Source organism: Neobacillus bataviensis LMG 21833, from assembly GCF_000307875.1.
GTDB classification, from domain to species: domain Bacteria; phylum Bacillota; class Bacilli; order Bacillales; family Cytobacillaceae; genus Neobacillus; species Neobacillus bataviensis.
This window is the reverse complement of the sequence record NZ_AJLS01000067.1, coordinates 1-15,417: the sequence shown is the minus strand read 5'-3', so window position 1 is coordinate 15,417 and position 15,417 is coordinate 1. Positions and strand designations below refer to the sequence as shown.

Below are 15,417 nucleotides of genomic sequence, written 5' to 3'. Positions count from 1 at the left end.
TTTAATCCATTTTTCGTGATAACCCTTATAGGTATCCATGGTGTATTGTGATTTATATAATTTTTTGGTACCAAAAACAACACTTGAAATTACTGTTTTCAAACGTTTTAATTGTTCTTCAAACTTATTTAATTTGAAAGTCAAAAAACCAATTTTTGTTTTTGTCCGATTAACTTGAATATCCAAATAAGCATGCTCAAATTGATAAGCATGATAATAGATATCTGTTTTCTTTTTAAATTGCACCACAAAATAATTCCCTAATTTTTGTTCTCTAGATTTTTTGGGGAAGGATGGTTTTCCATTAACAATACTTGATTTAATTTTTTTCAACTTACTGAGTTTTGTTTTTTTACTTTTTAGCTTCTTTTTAACGGATTTAATCTGTTCTTCTTTATTTGAAATATAGAGTTTGTTTAACTCTGTCAAAGACTTTTGTTTTGCATTTGCTTCTTGAAGGGCGCTATTTGCAAAATAATCATCAAGTTGAAATTTTTCCTTTATTGCGAGGTGAAGGGATTTATTACGTTTGCTTTTTCCTGATCTCTTCTCTTTTACCAACGTGTTAAATGAAAAATGTTTAGCTTTATTGAACAAAAAAAGGGCATGATTGGTAGCGTCAACAAACTTTTTATCCAATGTATTTTTATATACACGATTTGTAAAGTATGCTTTTGTGCCCATTTGTCATGCTCCTTTGAAAATCATTTATATATTCTATTATAACAGAATATATGTTCGATTTCCAACAAAAACTCTCCTGTGGAGGGGCGATTCATCCCCTCCCTACTCATTGGGCTTCGCCCTTCAAACTTCTTGAGGAAGGGGTCTTCTCGCCCAAAACGATAAAGGTACTAGTGCAACCCAAAGCAATAGACGCCATCCAAAAGAAGGTATAAGTAAGATTCCCAGAGTAGGAGCTAACATCCCGCCCATTTGCATTCCTGTCATCGTTAAGGCAATCAAAGTGGTTCTTCTAGCTTTAAATCACGGCTATTTCAAATTTGGAAAATGATAAATTAATTTAGTAATTTTAAAGTTTCATTTAAAACTGCATGCCATTCAGTAGTCTCTGGATTCACAATTTTAAAATGCTCTGAACTTGAAATTAAATGAACTGTAATGTCGTCACCTGCTACCTTAGCCGCTTTTTCAAATTCTTCCGTAATACCAACAGGTACATTTATGTCGAGTGAACCGTGTATTAGTGTCATTGGTATGCCGATAGGTAAGAGGGCGATGGGGGAGCCTTCTGTATAACGACTTTGAAAATCACTTGGGCTGCCGCCAATTAAATCTCTTGTTGGATTCTCATTCTTTCCAGAAACTAATTCCCTTAGTTGATGAACCTCGTACATTAGCTTTAGATCACAAACACCAGCTAAGCTAATCGCTCCTTTTAAGCCCAAAGGCCTATCGTTTTTTCTTAAAATACTAGTTTGAGGGAGTCGATGTCGTCCAGCAAGCCATAAGGCAAGATGCCCCCCAGCCGAATGTCCAATCGTTACAACACGGTTTAAATCAATTGGATAGGATTCCTTAATAGTTTGTAAAAAATCAGTCGCCTGCGATGTATCTAGAAATGTTCCTGGCCATCCGCCACCCTCTTGTCCAACTCGGCGATATTCGATGTTCCAGGTTGCTATGCCTTGAGCAGTTAAGGCTTCAGAAAATTGATCCATTTGATCCAGCTTGAGTTTTTCTCTCCAAAAACCTCCATGAATAACAATGGCGACAGGAAAAGGGCCAATACCCTCAGGTACTCTCAAGTCACCAAATTGGTCTTCTTGTTCCCCATATGCAATTCTATGATAACTTCCTGCGATAGAATGCTTCATAATCAATCCCCTTTTTTTAACAAAACTTCATTTTCAAAAAGTAAGAACCTATTGCTTAAATTTTTGCCTCTTTGTAAAAGGAAAACCAATCAATAATAAGTAAGCGAATTAATTCCTAATATGGAGGAGATTAAGCTGGTTAAAAATATGTAAAAGTGATTAGAGATCCAATCTTAAAAACGGTGACTGTAATCCAGGATTTCAGTCACCGTTTGGTTTATTACCCCTGAAGTTTAGTATCAGTATGTTGAGCCATGGTTGATTTTTGTTTAAATACGTACATTCTCAATACAGGATAAATAATCAGACTTAAAATAGTCGAAGCGACAAAAGGTATTGGAAAAATCTTTGCAGTACTGAGATAGAGAGCAATACCGCTGGAGAAAATGAGTGTCAGAATACCGGCCATATTGACTGAATCAATTTCACTGTTATTTATCCCTGGAAGTGTTCTCTTTTTTACGAAATAGTAATCAACAATAATAATGGTTGCCATACAGGTGGTTAAAACACCAAGTGCATCCAGCCAGCTCTCTACTAGACCAAGAATGTTTCCATAAATCATAATCAGTGCCAAAATATTAGCGATCACAACAAAAATAGCGCGATTACCTTTCCACCCAACAGCAGAAAAAAGATTCGTGAGTGCTAGGGAACCACTGTACGTATTAAGCACCTGAGCTTTTCCGTTCGCTAAAAACATTAAGATAAATCCGACTACCCCTCCGAGTATAATAAAGAAGGATGCCAAATCATTTAAGGCAATTGCTCGAGCTTGAACTGCTGTCATGCCGTTATTCGCCACATAAAATTGGACAACGGAATCTATACCTACATAGGCAACGATTCCTCCAGCAAGCAGCATCACAATACTTTGCATTAAATTTCCGAATATATTAATCATTAATACATCTTTTTTGGTACGGGCATAACGGCTAGTATCAGCGTTCACCAATGTCATGGCGCCCGTAGCACCTATCACAATATTAACAGCGCCAATAAATTCTACTATCCCAGTGGAATCACTGAATTGGGAACCAAATGAAAGGATGCTCATAACTGAGTTTCCGCTAAGGACTGTAGCATCAATAATGATATATAGTAAAACACCTAAAAAACCAATAATCGCTATAGAAGCTATACGGTATACAAGTTTTATGCCAAAAAGAGAAAGTAATACCCAGCAGGCCGTAAAGAGACCGTATATGAGGATCGCATTTAAGATAGACGGTTTAAGGCCAAAGAAGAATAGTACTCCATGATAAAGCAATGCATTTTCTAAGGCCAGCATCCCCAGTATCATAAAACAAAATACTAATGAAGAAACAACAGAACCTTTCACTCCAAAACCATACTTACGAGTAAGAACGGTGCTAGATAAACCTTCTTTTCGGGCAATATTGCCTAGTAACGTTCCGAAAATGGTTCCAACAATAAGACAAATGATACCAGCCAGCAGTCCATACCCCAACCCAGCTGTAAAAGTAGCTAATGCACCAAAAAGCATAATAAGCAGGGTCGAGCAAATTCCCATCGCATTATTGGAAAGTTGAATCCAAGATTTCCTCTCATTTTCCGGTACTTGTTCCAATGCATGGTCGTCCATTTTTGCTTTTAACCTGTGACCTGGATCTATCATCCCCACAGCCCAATTCCTCCTTTAATTTGAATTTCTAGTAAAATTGTCTGCATACTCATATACCTATTTTGGTGTGAATATTCAGATAACTTTGATACATATTTTAGCGGCTCTATTTTTATTATTAGGTTAATTATTTTACATTTCCCTTAAAAATTAAGAAGAATATTTTGTTTTGAGCGTTAATGAGGTGACAAATCGGGTCGTGACTTCAATTGGTCTCATTCTCTTAACCTTAGCTTTCGCTCTCGTTGGATATCAAACAAAACCAAGAATATGTTAATTTGTTAGCATATTCTTGGTTTTGCAATTGTATATAATGAACTTAATTTCAAACATGATAGACATACATGTTAAAGGTCCTATTTAGCCAGACCAGGATCCGGCGAATGTAAGCGGTTAAATCCAATTTTATGGAGGAGATGTAGGTATGGAAACAACGATCCAAATTAAACCTAGTGAAATCAAATTTGATGAAAAGTATGGTCCATTTATTAATGGAGAAATGGTAGAACCAGTTAATGGGTATATTGATGCGGTGAACGCAGCAACTGGGGAAGTTCTTTCGAAAATTGGCCGCGGCGGCAAAGAGGATATTGATCGTGCTGTAAAAGCAGCAAGAGAAGCATTTCCAGGATGGGCAAACACACCAATTGAGCAACGGTCAGCGCTACTTAGCAAAATTGCTGATGTAATAGAAGAAAACCAAGAACGTTTGAAATTGATTGAATGTATGGATACAGGCAGGGCGCTACATGAATTCGATTTGGATTATCAACTTGTCATTTCTCAATTCCGTTATTTCGCATCCGCCATTATCACTTACTATGAAGGCGCCTCCCGTCCTGTTCAAAATGGCTACTTACTCACTAAGAAAGAACCACTTGGAGTCTGTGGACAAATTATTCCTTGGAACGTACCGATGATTATGGCAGCGGCAAAGGTGGCCCCGGCATTGGCTGCTGGTAACACGGTTGTATTAAAGCCTGCGGAAGATGCATGTCTGTCGGTGATGGAATTTGCCAAACTTTTAGCGGATATCCTTCCGAAAGGTGTTGTGAATGTAGTTCCTGGTATTGGGGGAGAAGCGGGTCAAGCTCTGATCGATCATCCAGATACCGATAAACTTACCTTTACGGGTAGTGTTGGTGTAGGCCGTTTAGTTGGTAGAGCAGCGGGTGATAAAATTGTTCCAGTTACACTTGAACTCGGGGGTAAGTCGGCACACATCGTCTTCCCAGACGTAGATATTGATCCTGCAGTAGAAAATGCGACTCTAGGGTATACCTTCTTTAATGGCGAAAGCTGCGTTCTAGGATCAAGGCTTTTCATTCATGATGACATTTATGATGAATTTATTGAAAAATTAATCGATAGAGCAAAAGAAATTAAAATTGGTCCTCCTACTGATCGTTCGACACGTTTAGCATCCCTCATCAATGAAAAACAGGGGAAACGAGTCTTAAACTACTTTGAAATTGCCAAAAATGAAGGGGCAAAAATTCTTTATGGCGGAAATCGTGTGACTGTTCCTGGTCATGAGCATGGCTATTTCATTGAGCCAACGATTATTGAAGCAGATCACAAAATGAGAATCGCACAGGAAGAGATTTTTGGACCAGCTGTTACGGTAACACGCTGGAAAGAAGTCGATGAAGTGATTAAAATGGCAAACGATGTAGAATTTGGCCTTGCCGCCGGAATCATGACAAAAGACCTTGAAAGAGCTTTAGACACTGCCAATAAGCTTGAAGCAGGAAGTGTTTGGATCAATCAATACTTTAACTTCCAAACAGGTGCCCCATTTGGCGGCTACAAAAATAGCGGAGTTGGAAGAGAGCATAATAAAGAGGCATTAGATGCCTATAGCCAGTCCAAGACCATTACAGCTGGATTCCAACTTCCACAGCCGGGCCTTTACAAATAATAATTGATAACCTATCACACTATCTATTTCGAATAATCGGATGACCGCTTTCACTTGTCTTCATAGTTTAGGAAGGGAGGATGTTAATAGATGAATGTAGATAAAATCTTATCTGAAAGGGACTTTCAATTAGGAATCTTCTCTGCAAACTGTTCTGGGGGATTTGCTGCTACCAAAATTCCAGAAAGATGGTCCGCTTCTTGGGATGACAATGTTCGCTTAGCTAAATTGGCTGATGAGGTGGGAATTGATTTTTTACTACCCATCACTCGTTGGATTGGGTATGGCGGAGAAACAAATTTTCACGGAAGTGTATTAGAACCCATTGCATGGGCTAGCGGCCTTCTTGCTCTTACAAAACGTATTCGAATATTTTCGACTGTGAATACGTCCTATACTCATCCAGTGGTTGTTGCGAAACAAATGGCTACCGCCGATCAAATAGGACATGGACGTGCAGGACTTAATATTGTTGCAGGATGGAACCAGCCGGAATATGAGGTTTTTGGGATTGATCTGCCTGCTGATCATAATGAAAGATATGCCCTTGCTCAAGAATGGTGGGACGTCATCCAAAAGATTTGGAGTTCAGAAGAACGTTTTGACTATAACGGAAAATATTTCAATTTAGAGCATGTCGAAGGAGACCCTAAACCATATCGAGGTACGATCCCAATTTTGAACGCTGGTTCATCAGGTCAGGGAAGGGATTTTGCCACAAGGAATTCAAACTTTGTCCTCACAAGTGTGATGGGTCCGGAAGACGGAGCTAATATAGTAAAAACGTTAAAGGCGAATGCGAAAGAAAAGTTTAATCGAAATGTGGGCATTTTTACAACGAGTCATGTCGTATGCAGGCCTACTAAAGAAGAAGCAGCCGATTTTCTTAACTATTATGCAGTGGAAAATGCCGATTGGGGTGCAGTTGATAACTTAATGAATCTTCAAAAATTGCATGCTAAATCATTTACCGAAGAAATGCTGCAGACTTTCCGATCACGCTTTGCATCAGGACATGGAAGTATCCCGTTAGTGGGTACGCCAGATGATGTAGCCAATGAAATCCGCCGGTTCTATGATGCCGGGTTCGCCGGAATGACATTAGCATTTGTAGATTATGTAGGTGAATTAGAATACTTCGCTCAGGAAGTCCTCCCAAGACTTGAACGCATGGGCATCCGTGCACCTCGTTTAGAGACACAAGAGGTTTAACAGAGTAAAAGAATTATACTAAATAAAGCCAATTTTCCTTATTCTTGCTAAGTAAGGAGGATGGGCTTTTATTTTTATATAAATTTCTATTCTTATCGAAATGATTGATAAAACGGCAAAAAATACTTTTTTCTTTAAGTTCACAATTTAGAAAAGTCAAAATATTAAGTATGATATAATAATAAAATAGAAGAGCTAGGTACTGCTAATTTTAGATAATGAAATTTCTTACTATTTCTTAAAAGTCTTTTTACTATTTCACCATGTTAAACTTTAGAGTTTAAATTTGCAGCATACCATTTTAAACTAAACACAGAAAATGAAGGAGGGAGAGAGTGTGAGATATGAGTGGGAGCCTTATCTTAAATATGGTCATAAAAAAGTATTAGCCAAAGATGAAACGTTATATTCGCAAGGGGAAAAAGCATCTGGCTTTTATTATTTGGCCGAAGGAAAAATGAATATCCTACTTCTATCTGAAGAAGGGAAGATTCGAATCATTGACTATTCATTGGATGGTTTTCTTATAGGGGAACAGGGCATTTTAGGTCAACCTTATTCGACTACAGCAGTATGTGATTCTACTAGCTGCCTGTTCCATTTTTCCATTGATGCCTTTAGAAATATTTGTAAAAGACATCCAGAAGCGAAACGGATTTTTATGAATTCTCTAAGCAGTAAGATAAGATTGCTTGCAGAAACCGTCACCATGATCAACGAACCATACGAAAAACAGATGGCCCATTTCCTAGTACAACTCCACGCAAAATATAATAATCTAACCGTTCCTATTACTCAAATTTCCTTAGCCCAATATATTGGAACTTCCCGTATTACCGTTTATAAAATCATGCAAAAGTGGTCTGAGAAAAAACTTATATCACTGGGAAATCAAAAAATTGAAATTTTAAATCTCAATGGATTGAAAGCGCTTTTTTGAAATCTGACTCATTCAAGATAAACCACTATTTTTAAGGAGAGTGTTTACCTTTGAATACATTAGCAAACGATATTTCACTTTCATGGGAAAATTACATAAAGTATGGAAAAAGAATATTCTTCAAGGAGAAATCGATCATCTTTAGACAAGGTGATGTAGGATCGGGCTTTTATTATGTAAAGAAAGGATTAATTAAAATTGTTTCAGGAAAATCCGATAAAAATGAGAGAATATTAGATATTGCCGGACCTGGGCTTTTGATTGGTGAACAGACCATCGACAACTTGCCTTATTATTCTACTGCCATAAGTCATGAAGACAGTGTTTTATATTATTTTTCGGAGAAAGATTATGAAGATCTGGCTCAAAAAGACCCTAATGTCATTGCCTTATTAGCCCACTCACTTATTTTAAAGCATAGACTTCTTTTAAATAACATAAATGCAAAAAGTGCCGACACAGACTATCAGATCGCCCACTCACTTCTCTATTTAATGGAATCGTATAAAAGTAAAGAAATCAACTTTACCCAGCAAGAATTATCACACTATGTTGGGTTAACGCGGATAACAGTCTATAAAGTATTAAAAAAGTGGGCTTCTGACGGCATACTTTCAATTAAAAATCGAAAAATATACATTATTGACACAAATGCACTTATTGAAAAATTATTAAATAAAGACTCTCTGTCAAACGCAGTGGTGTAAATTGTCTATAGATTTTTGGATAAAAAAGAGGAGACATCGCAAAAAGTTGCGATGTCCCTTTTTGTATTATTCGTTTTCTACAAGTGCCACTACCCTGACAGGACTTCCACTACCGTTTTCAATTTTTAACGGATTCACCACGAGAACAGCCCCCCTGGCAGGCAGCCTTTCTAAATTTGTTAATTGTGCAAGACCATATTTATTCGCTCCAAGCATATAATAGTGACTTGGAAAAGGAGGATCAAACGTGTCTGCAATCCCTGCATCAGTGCCGACAGTTTCTACACCAACTCCTAAAATATCACGTTCCTCAACCAGAAAAATGGCCGCCTCTTTTGTAATTCCAGGTGTGTGAGGTCTTCCGTCGTCTCCCACATTAAAAAATTTCTCGTGATTGTCTGCGAATTTCCCCCAGCCAGAATGGATTAATACCCAAGAATGTTTCTTTATCTCTCCGAATTGGTCTTCAAATGAATGAATATCCTCGACTGTTAAACAATAATCTGGGTTCTGCTTGGCTTTTTCTCTTATATCGATGACGCAGGCTTCACCCACCATGTTTTTCATCGGAATTGTATCGACACTATCGTGATCTTTCCCACTGATCCAATGAACAGGGGCATCGAAATGTGTTCCACAATGTTCCCCGGCAACGAAGTCATTCCAGTAAAAGGCTGGTCCGTTCTCATCATATTTTGACAGTTGATTGAATGTAAACCCGCCTGTATTTTTAAACGGTTCTGGTAATTGAATGACAGGCGTATTTTCATTAAGGATTTGCGTAAGATCGACAACTTCAATTTTCTCGTCCACAATGTTTTTTAACAATTCCTCTAAAATTCCCGTTTTAACCATCATTTTACAGTCTCCTTTACATTGGTAATCTCATTTTTATCTGAATACACATGTGGAATGTAAACATCTATCACCGCTGCCCGTCCATTTTTAACTTGCATTAAACCTGCTTTTATCGCATTTTTTAAGTCTGAGCGTTTTTTTACAGTTATAGCATGTGCATCGCCTGCGGCAGCCGCAATAGTCGATAAATCTGCCGTTGGATCAAAATTTACATAGAAGTCCTGTGTTGCATTGGCTATTCCATGCGGATGAACGCCTAATGTTGAGTTTTTGGGAGCTCTCCAGCCTTGGTTATTGTAAATAATAGTTAAAAATGGGGTGTTATATCTTTTGGCCATCCAATGAACAGATGCTGGAATACTGAATAAATAGGAGCCATCCCCAGTAAGGCTAATAATCGTTTTGTCCGGTTTGGCAAGTTTCATGCCGATTGCTGCACCGCCATTCCAGCCCAATGAACCCGCACCACTGCCATAGTAGGAACCAGGGATGCTTGCCTCAATGTGATTGGAAATCACTCCGTAATTGGTTATTCCCTCATTCAATATGATTGTATCTTCATCCATCAATTCTCTAACACATGCTGTGAGGTACTCAGGGGTTATAAAGTCATTTTCTGCTTGCTCCAAAAGCAGCCGTTCTTCCTTTTTATGTTCATGGAATTCGGAATATTTACTCCATCGTTGTGATACCATTTTTTGATCAATTTTACCATGCTCTTCAAGATGATCATTCAATTGCTTTAGAGCTGTATACGAATCAGCTTTAAAGAAACGTTTCGATGGGATATACCATAGTGGCATTTGCTCTTTCAATGGATCTACATCAATGTAATAAACGGTGGCACTGTCTGATGGTTTGTTTTTCATCGGAATCCAAGGAACATCGCTGTCCAATACAAGGACAAAATCGGCTTCTGAAAGAATGTCTACTTGATTAGGTTCGTTCCAATAAGAGCCGCAGTGCATGGAATGATCAGCAGGAAAATTCATGTGATGTGGTATTGATTCAATGACAGGGATGGCTAAACGATTACTTAAACGCACTAACTCCTTAACTGCTTCAGGATTTCTTCCTAAATATGATGTTACAATTAAAGGCTTTTTGGCCGCTACTAAATCGTTTATTAATTCTTCGATCTTTGGTGGAGGAATCGCTCCTGGGGAAATAGGTTCCCATAATTCTTTTTGAATCGTAACTGGCTTGGTTTTTTCCTCCATGGCTTCCCTAGGTCCCATAAGATATACGGGTCCCATAGGGTCACTCTTGGCAATTTGCAATGACCGATGGACAAGCTGCTTCACATTGGCCCCTGTCCGTATTTCATTGTCATATTTCGTATAGCCGCGCATGATTCCGCGCTGATCAAAAACATCTTGAATCCAATGGATGAACTCATTTCTGCCTCCGATAAGTTCATTTTCCTGGGTGTATGGAGAAGCACCGGCAAAAACTAATACTGGTACCCGGCTTTTGGCAGCATTATGGATGGCGCCGCCTAGGTTTTGTGTGCCGCATTCCACATGGACAATGACCGCCTGCGGCTCACCCGTCGCCTGGGCATATCCGTGTGCAGCACTTAAAGCGACGAATTCATGGGGGCACGTAATCAAAGTCGGTAATTCCTTATTTTCTTGTTTAGCTATTGCTAAACTTTCGATAATTGAAGGGTGGTCACTTCCTAAATTTGCAAAAATATAGGAAACACCTGCTTCCTGTAAGGCTTCTAAAAATGCTGTACCAGTGGTATACAATGAAATTCCTCCTGACTTTTACTCTTTCGTGATGTTTTTCTAGTGTAACTTTATAGTAAAATATCAAACACACTTTCGAAGTTAATGAATTAACATATCTTTGTGATTTCTATTGATTTTTCATTTTACCAAGTCACAAATACTGAACAGAAATTATATATAGAAGGAATGTGATCAAAATGAAGGATGAATAGCTGAGGATTGAAATAATTTTAAAAACGTTAATCTGTTAACAGAAGTAAATTTCCTTGTTGTGTAAAGTAATTGCTAAGAGGAAGAGAATCCTATAGCATAGTAAATTTCAATATACCCTATATTCCGTTAAAGAGGCTGTGGGAGGAGGTGTTTAGATGAATAATTTTGATACTGTAATAATTGGAAGCGGCATCAACTCGTTAACTGCTGCAGCGATCTTATCAAAAAAAGGTCATAAAGTGTTAGTCCTAGAAAGGAACGATTGGATAGGCGGCTGCATAAAAACAGAAGAATTAACGTCGCCAGGTTTTAAGACAGACGTATTTTCGGGATGGCATCCGTTGTTTGTAACCAGTCCGGCTTTCGCTGAACTAAAGGAAGATTTGGAAAGGTATGGGCTCGAATATATAAATACGGATGTTCCCACAGGCGTTATTCTGCCTAACAATGAAAGTGCCGTTTTATATACGGATCGGGAAAGAAATATTCACACGTTTAATCAGATTATGGCTGGTGAGGGCGATCAATATCATGAACTCATGAAAAATTTTGAGGGGAATGCTGAATTTGTCTTTCAACTTTTAACCAACGAACCCCTATCATGGTTATCCATCCGCACACTTCTGAAGTCGGTAAGAAAAAAGGGTGTAAAAGAGTTTAAACGAGAAGTTGGAACGATGATTAAATCTGCTGATCAATTACTAGATCAATATTTTAAAAGTGATGTAATGAAGGCACTATTTGCTCCATGGATTTTACATACAGGCCTTGGCCCAAATGATGCAGCAGGTAATATCATGTTGCAGGTTTTAGTCTATTCCCTTGAAGCCGCCGGTTCGCCAATTCCCATTGGCGGCGGAGACCAGCTGGTCAAGGCATTAATGAAAATTGTAGAAAATAATAATGGAACATTTATGACCAATGAAAATGTCGATGAAATTCTAGTTGAAAATGGGAAGGTAATGGGAGTCAAGACACAAACGCAGACGTATTTTGCCAATTATGTTCTGGCGAATGTTACTCCGCATCAATTATATGAAAAGTTATTACCTGGAATTTCCATCACTGAGTCTTTTCAGAAGGATGTCAAGAACTATAAATATGGCAACGCATCCATGCAAATACATTATGCATTGGATGGACCGTTAAATTGGGAAAATCCCGAATTTAAAAAAGCCGCAATGATAAACGTTACAAGTGGAGTTATGGGTGTAAGTCAATCCGTTAACGAAGCCTATAACGGTCTGCTCCCAAAAGAAGCTACCATTGCCGTAGGGCAGCATACGGCCTTAGATCCCAGCCGGGCCCCAGAGGGAAAGCATACCCTTTGGGTTCAACTGTTAGAGATGCCTAGAGACCTGAAAGGGGATGCTTTAGGGGAAATTGATACATCTAACGGCTATACAAAAGAGGTGATTGAGGCCTATGTGGATCGGATTGAAAAACGTATCCGCAAACACGCCTCAAACTTCAAAGATCTTATTTTGAACAGAACAATTATTTCACCAGCTGAGTTAGAATCATATAACATCAATTTAGTAGGGGGAGATCCCTATTCTGGTGCCGCCTCAATTGATCAATTATTGCTATGGAGGCCAACCTCCAAATATAAAAAGCATGATACACCTGTAAAAAACTTGTTTCATATCGGTGCATCAACGCACCCTGGTCCAGGTCTTAGTGGTACTTCTGGTTATTTGGCAGCACAACAAATTAAATAAATTCATAACACTTTTTTAAAGGAGAGAAAAGACATGCAAAAAGAACAAAAACAAGAAATATTCAAGCGAATTATGGGGAACTACCCAACTGGGGTCACAATTATTACGACAATGAATGAGGAAGGCAATCCGATAGGGCTTACAGCTAATTCATTTGCATCTGTTTCGCTTGATCCCTTAATGCTTCTATGGTCTGTTGACCACAGATCATCCTCGCTTAAAGCATATACTGAAGGCGGAAAATTTGCAGTCCATGTATTGGCTGAAGAACAGGTAGAGCTTTGTAAAACCTTTGCAACTAAACATCCTGACCGATTTAGTACATGTGAGTGGGAGCTTTCTGAGAATGGTCTTCCAATCATTGAAGGGGTTCTTGGTGTATTTGAATGTAAAACATTTAAAGCAATCGAAGCTGGAGACCATACTGTATTAATTGGCGAAGTGGTAGATCTTAAAATCAATAATGAGAAAGATCCTATGCTTTACCATCGTAGAGTTTTTGGACCGATCCCAGGTGAATTCTATAAACAAACTGTGTAAAGCCTTCTGAAAAATCAAATCTACTAAAAAAAAAAATAATCATTTTTTTACTAAAAGGAGATTTCAAAAATGAAACTAGCAAGCTTTAGTTATGGGAATACTGAAGGTTTTGGAATTGTTACTGATGGAGGTGTGATTGATCTAAAAAAGAGACTTAATAACAAATATGGGGATCTAAAATCCTTTATTGAAAAAAATGATGCAGAGGAAATCAATATTTCCACTGATCAAATCGACTATACTTTAGAGGAAATTTCATTTTTACCGGTCATTCCAAATCCGAAAAAAATTGTGTGTGTAGGTCTCAATTATCACGCACATATTGATGAAGTCGGTGTTCAAAAAGCTGAATTCCCGATTATTTTCTTAAGAGTGCCTAATTCACAAATTGGCCATCAAAATGATTTAATTCTTCCGAAAGAGTCTTTTAGATTTGATTATGAAGGAGAAATTGCCGTTATTATTGGGAAAAGCGGAAGACGCATTAAGCAGGAAGAGGCTTTGGGCTATGTAGCCGGATATTCTTGTTATAATGATGGATCCATTCGAGATTGGCAGCTTCGAACTCAACAATGGGGTCCAGGGAAAAACTTTGATGGAACCGGAGCTTTTGGACCATGGATGGTAACAAAAGATGAAATAAAAGACGGTGAGGTTCTAACCCTAGAAACTAGATTGAACGGGGAAGTCATGCAAAGATCATCAACAGACAAGCTTATTTTCTCTATCCCTGAATTAATCGCGTTCATTTCTACTTTCACTACTCTTAATCCTGGTGACGTTATTGTAACAGGAACACCAGGAGGAGTGGGTGACAAAAGAAATCCACAAATTTATTTAAAGGATGGCGACAAAGTAGAGGTAGAGGTTAGCAAGATTGGTACGCTTTCCAATAAGGTAAAAGCTGAATAAAACTAATTTTAATTTCTATTGAAAGGAGTTTTTCATATGCTAAAGCCTAGTAAACTAGGTTATGTGGAACTTGCTGTTAAAGATATCGAGGGAATGGAACATTATTATTCTGATGTGTTGGGATTTACGTTAATGGAAGTAGATGGAGAAGGAAAGAGGTATTTCAGCTCAGGGCTTGACCACCACAACATCGTTTTAACCCCGACAAATGAAAGTAACTTACTAAGTTTGGGGTTCCAATTGGATAAGGATGTTTTACTTAATGAAGCCAAAAAACTTTTACAACAAAAAGGTATCACCGCCAAACTAAAATCTGATGCACAGCCAGGTGTCCCAGAAATGCTTGAAATGAAAGATCCTGATGGATTTACTGTCCATCTTTACACAGAGATGGACACACCGGCTCCGCGCTTTAAAGAAAATGGAATTGTTCCAAATAAATTAGGTCATATTGCTTTAGGTTCCATGGACCCATTGAAGACAGCTGCATTTTATCAAGACGTGTTGAATTTCACTTTTACTGATCGAATTGATGAGCGGGCGAACTTTCTTACATGTAATAACGATCATCATGTTATGAATGTTTCAAATCTTGGTAAGCTAGTGGGGCAATCTAATCTATATCACATTGCCTTTGAATTAAGAGATGCCAGCCACCAATACAAAAGCTTCGATATTTTAGCGAAAAATAATATCCCAATCGTTTGGGGTCCGACAAGGCATACGGCTGGTCACAATATCGCTGCTTATCATCATGATCCGGATGGCAACTTAGTAGAGTTATTTATTGATATGGATCAATTAATCCCAGGATTAGGGTATTTTGATCCGAGGCCATGGCATGAGGATTTCCCAATGAAGCCTAGATATTGGGAAGATAATGCTGCATGGGGTACGAAGTATGAAAAAACTTTATTGGATTATGCTGCAAAAAAGTTCCAGAAAATAGGGAGTTAATTTAGCCTATGTAACCAATTCATTTTGCGAGTGATCGTTCGATTGCTCACAAAATGAAGGGGGACCTAAGCAAAACCGCGGTGATTCTAATCAAATCAGAATTTATAAGTTGCGGCTGTGAGAATTGTCCAGCTCCAGCGCCCTAGCGGCTAGTGTCCTTCGCTCTCCGCCCTACGATAAGTCAACATCGGTTCACTTCGTTCACCGTGTTTCCTTT

General features: G+C 38.4%; 12 protein-coding genes and 1 pseudogene. 8 read left to right on the top strand and 5 right to left on the bottom strand.

What is annotated here, in order from left to right; all coding sequences use genetic code 11:
* The 3 genes and pseudogenes from BABA_RS12170 to BABA_RS12160 all read right to left on the bottom strand — a co-directional run.
* A pseudogene (locus tag BABA_RS12170) lies at positions 1-684 on the bottom strand (IS200/IS605 family accessory protein TnpB-related protein); the annotation flags it as partial.
* Between the two features lie 335 nt (positions 685-1,019).
* Positions 1,020-1,838 (bottom strand): alpha/beta hydrolase family protein, encoded by an 819-nt coding sequence (locus BABA_RS12165; RefSeq protein ID WP_007085490.1) that lies wholly within the window; start codon positions 1,836-1,838, stop codon positions 1,020-1,022.
* Positions 1,839-2,058: 220 nt separating this feature from the next.
* Positions 2,059-3,477 (bottom strand): purine-cytosine permease family protein, encoded by a 1,419-nt coding sequence (locus tag BABA_RS12160; protein ID WP_040346179.1) that lies wholly within the window; start codon positions 3,475-3,477, stop codon positions 2,059-2,061.
* 430 nt (positions 3,478-3,907) lie between these two features.
* Here BABA_RS12160 and BABA_RS12155 point away from each other — a divergent pair, with 430 nt between their 5' ends.
* The 4 genes from BABA_RS12155 (at position 3,908) to BABA_RS12140 (ending at position 8,263) form a co-directional block, all read left to right on the top strand.
* The gene (locus BABA_RS12155; protein WP_007085488.1) at positions 3,908-5,404 is read left to right on the top strand and encodes an aldehyde dehydrogenase family protein; all 1,497 of its coding nucleotides are present in this window, start codon (positions 3,908-3,910) and stop codon (positions 5,402-5,404) included.
* A gap of 90 nt (positions 5,405-5,494) precedes the next feature.
* Positions 5,495-6,616 carry an LLM class flavin-dependent oxidoreductase gene (locus BABA_RS12150; protein ID WP_007085487.1) on the top strand — a complete coding sequence of 374 codons (1,122 nt, stop codon included), beginning with the start codon at positions 5,495-5,497 and terminating at the stop codon, positions 6,614-6,616.
* A gap of 337 nt (positions 6,617-6,953) precedes the next feature.
* The gene (locus BABA_RS12145; protein ID WP_007085486.1) at positions 6,954-7,556 is read left to right on the top strand and encodes a Crp/Fnr family transcriptional regulator; all 603 of its coding nucleotides are present in this window, start codon (positions 6,954-6,956) and stop codon (positions 7,554-7,556) included.
* A gap of 50 nt (positions 7,557-7,606) precedes the next feature.
* Positions 7,607-8,263 carry a Crp/Fnr family transcriptional regulator gene (locus BABA_RS12140; RefSeq protein WP_007085485.1) on the top strand — a complete coding sequence of 219 codons (657 nt, stop codon included), beginning with the start codon at positions 7,607-7,609 and terminating at the stop codon, positions 8,261-8,263.
* A gap of 66 nt (positions 8,264-8,329) precedes the next feature.
* Here the strand turns inward: BABA_RS12140 and BABA_RS12135 are convergent, their stop codons facing one another.
* Both BABA_RS12135 and BABA_RS12130 read right to left on the bottom strand, forming a co-directional pair.
* The gene (locus tag BABA_RS12135) at positions 8,330-9,121 is read right to left on the bottom strand and encodes a cyclase family protein (RefSeq protein ID WP_007085484.1); all 792 of its coding nucleotides are present in this window, start codon (positions 9,119-9,121) and stop codon (positions 8,330-8,332) included.
* Positions 9,118-10,875 (bottom strand): thiamine pyrophosphate-requiring protein, encoded by a 1,758-nt coding sequence (locus BABA_RS12130; RefSeq protein WP_007085483.1) that lies wholly within the window; start codon positions 10,873-10,875, stop codon positions 9,118-9,120. The genes BABA_RS12135 and BABA_RS12130 overlap by 4 nt, the downstream gene beginning before the upstream one ends.
* 350 nt (positions 10,876-11,225) lie before the next feature.
* Here BABA_RS12130 and BABA_RS12125 point away from each other — a divergent pair, with 350 nt between their 5' ends.
* The 4 genes from BABA_RS12125 (at position 11,226) to BABA_RS12110 (ending at position 15,200) form a co-directional block, all read left to right on the top strand.
* Positions 11,226-12,791, top strand: a complete 1,566-nt coding sequence (locus BABA_RS12125) for a phytoene desaturase family protein (RefSeq protein ID WP_007085482.1) — start codon at positions 11,226-11,228, stop codon at positions 12,789-12,791.
* A 33-nt stretch (positions 12,792-12,824) separates the two neighbouring features.
* Positions 12,825-13,331: a flavin reductase family protein gene (locus BABA_RS12120; protein WP_007085481.1), complete on the top strand. Its 507-nt coding sequence runs from the start codon at positions 12,825-12,827 to the stop codon at positions 13,329-13,331.
* Between the two features lie 69 nt (positions 13,332-13,400).
* Positions 13,401-14,243 carry a fumarylacetoacetate hydrolase family protein gene (locus BABA_RS12115; protein ID WP_007085480.1) on the top strand — a complete coding sequence of 281 codons (843 nt, stop codon included), beginning with the start codon at positions 13,401-13,403 and terminating at the stop codon, positions 14,241-14,243.
* A 36-nt stretch (positions 14,244-14,279) separates the two neighbouring features.
* A complete protein-coding gene (locus BABA_RS12110; RefSeq protein ID WP_007085479.1) occupies positions 14,280-15,200 on the top strand; it encodes a VOC family protein in 921 nt (306 codons plus the stop codon).
* The last annotated feature ends 217 nt before the right edge of the window (positions 15,201-15,417 follow it).

Coding starts and splice junctions, on each gene's coding strand:
- BABA_RS12135 (WP_007085484.1), bottom strand. CDS start 9,121: ATGATGGTTAAAACGGGAATTTTAGAGGAATTGTTAAAAAACATTGTG.
- BABA_RS12165 (WP_007085490.1), bottom strand. CDS start 1,838: ATGAAGCATTCTATCGCAGGAAGTTATCATAGAATTGCATATGGGGAA.
- BABA_RS12115 (WP_007085480.1), top strand. CDS start 13,401: ATGAAACTAGCAAGCTTTAGTTATGGGAATACTGAAGGTTTTGGAATT.
- BABA_RS12110 (WP_007085479.1), top strand. CDS start 14,280: ATGCTAAAGCCTAGTAAACTAGGTTATGTGGAACTTGCTGTTAAAGAT.
- BABA_RS12125 (WP_007085482.1), top strand. CDS start 11,226: ATGAATAATTTTGATACTGTAATAATTGGAAGCGGCATCAACTCGTTA.
- BABA_RS12155 (WP_007085488.1), top strand. CDS start 3,908: ATGGAAACAACGATCCAAATTAAACCTAGTGAAATCAAATTTGATGAA.
- BABA_RS12160 (WP_040346179.1), bottom strand. CDS start 3,477: ATGATAGATCCAGGTCACAGGTTAAAAGCAAAAATGGACGACCATGCA.
- BABA_RS12120 (WP_007085481.1), top strand. CDS start 12,825: ATGCAAAAAGAACAAAAACAAGAAATATTCAAGCGAATTATGGGGAAC.
- BABA_RS12150 (WP_007085487.1), top strand. CDS start 5,495: ATGAATGTAGATAAAATCTTATCTGAAAGGGACTTTCAATTAGGAATC.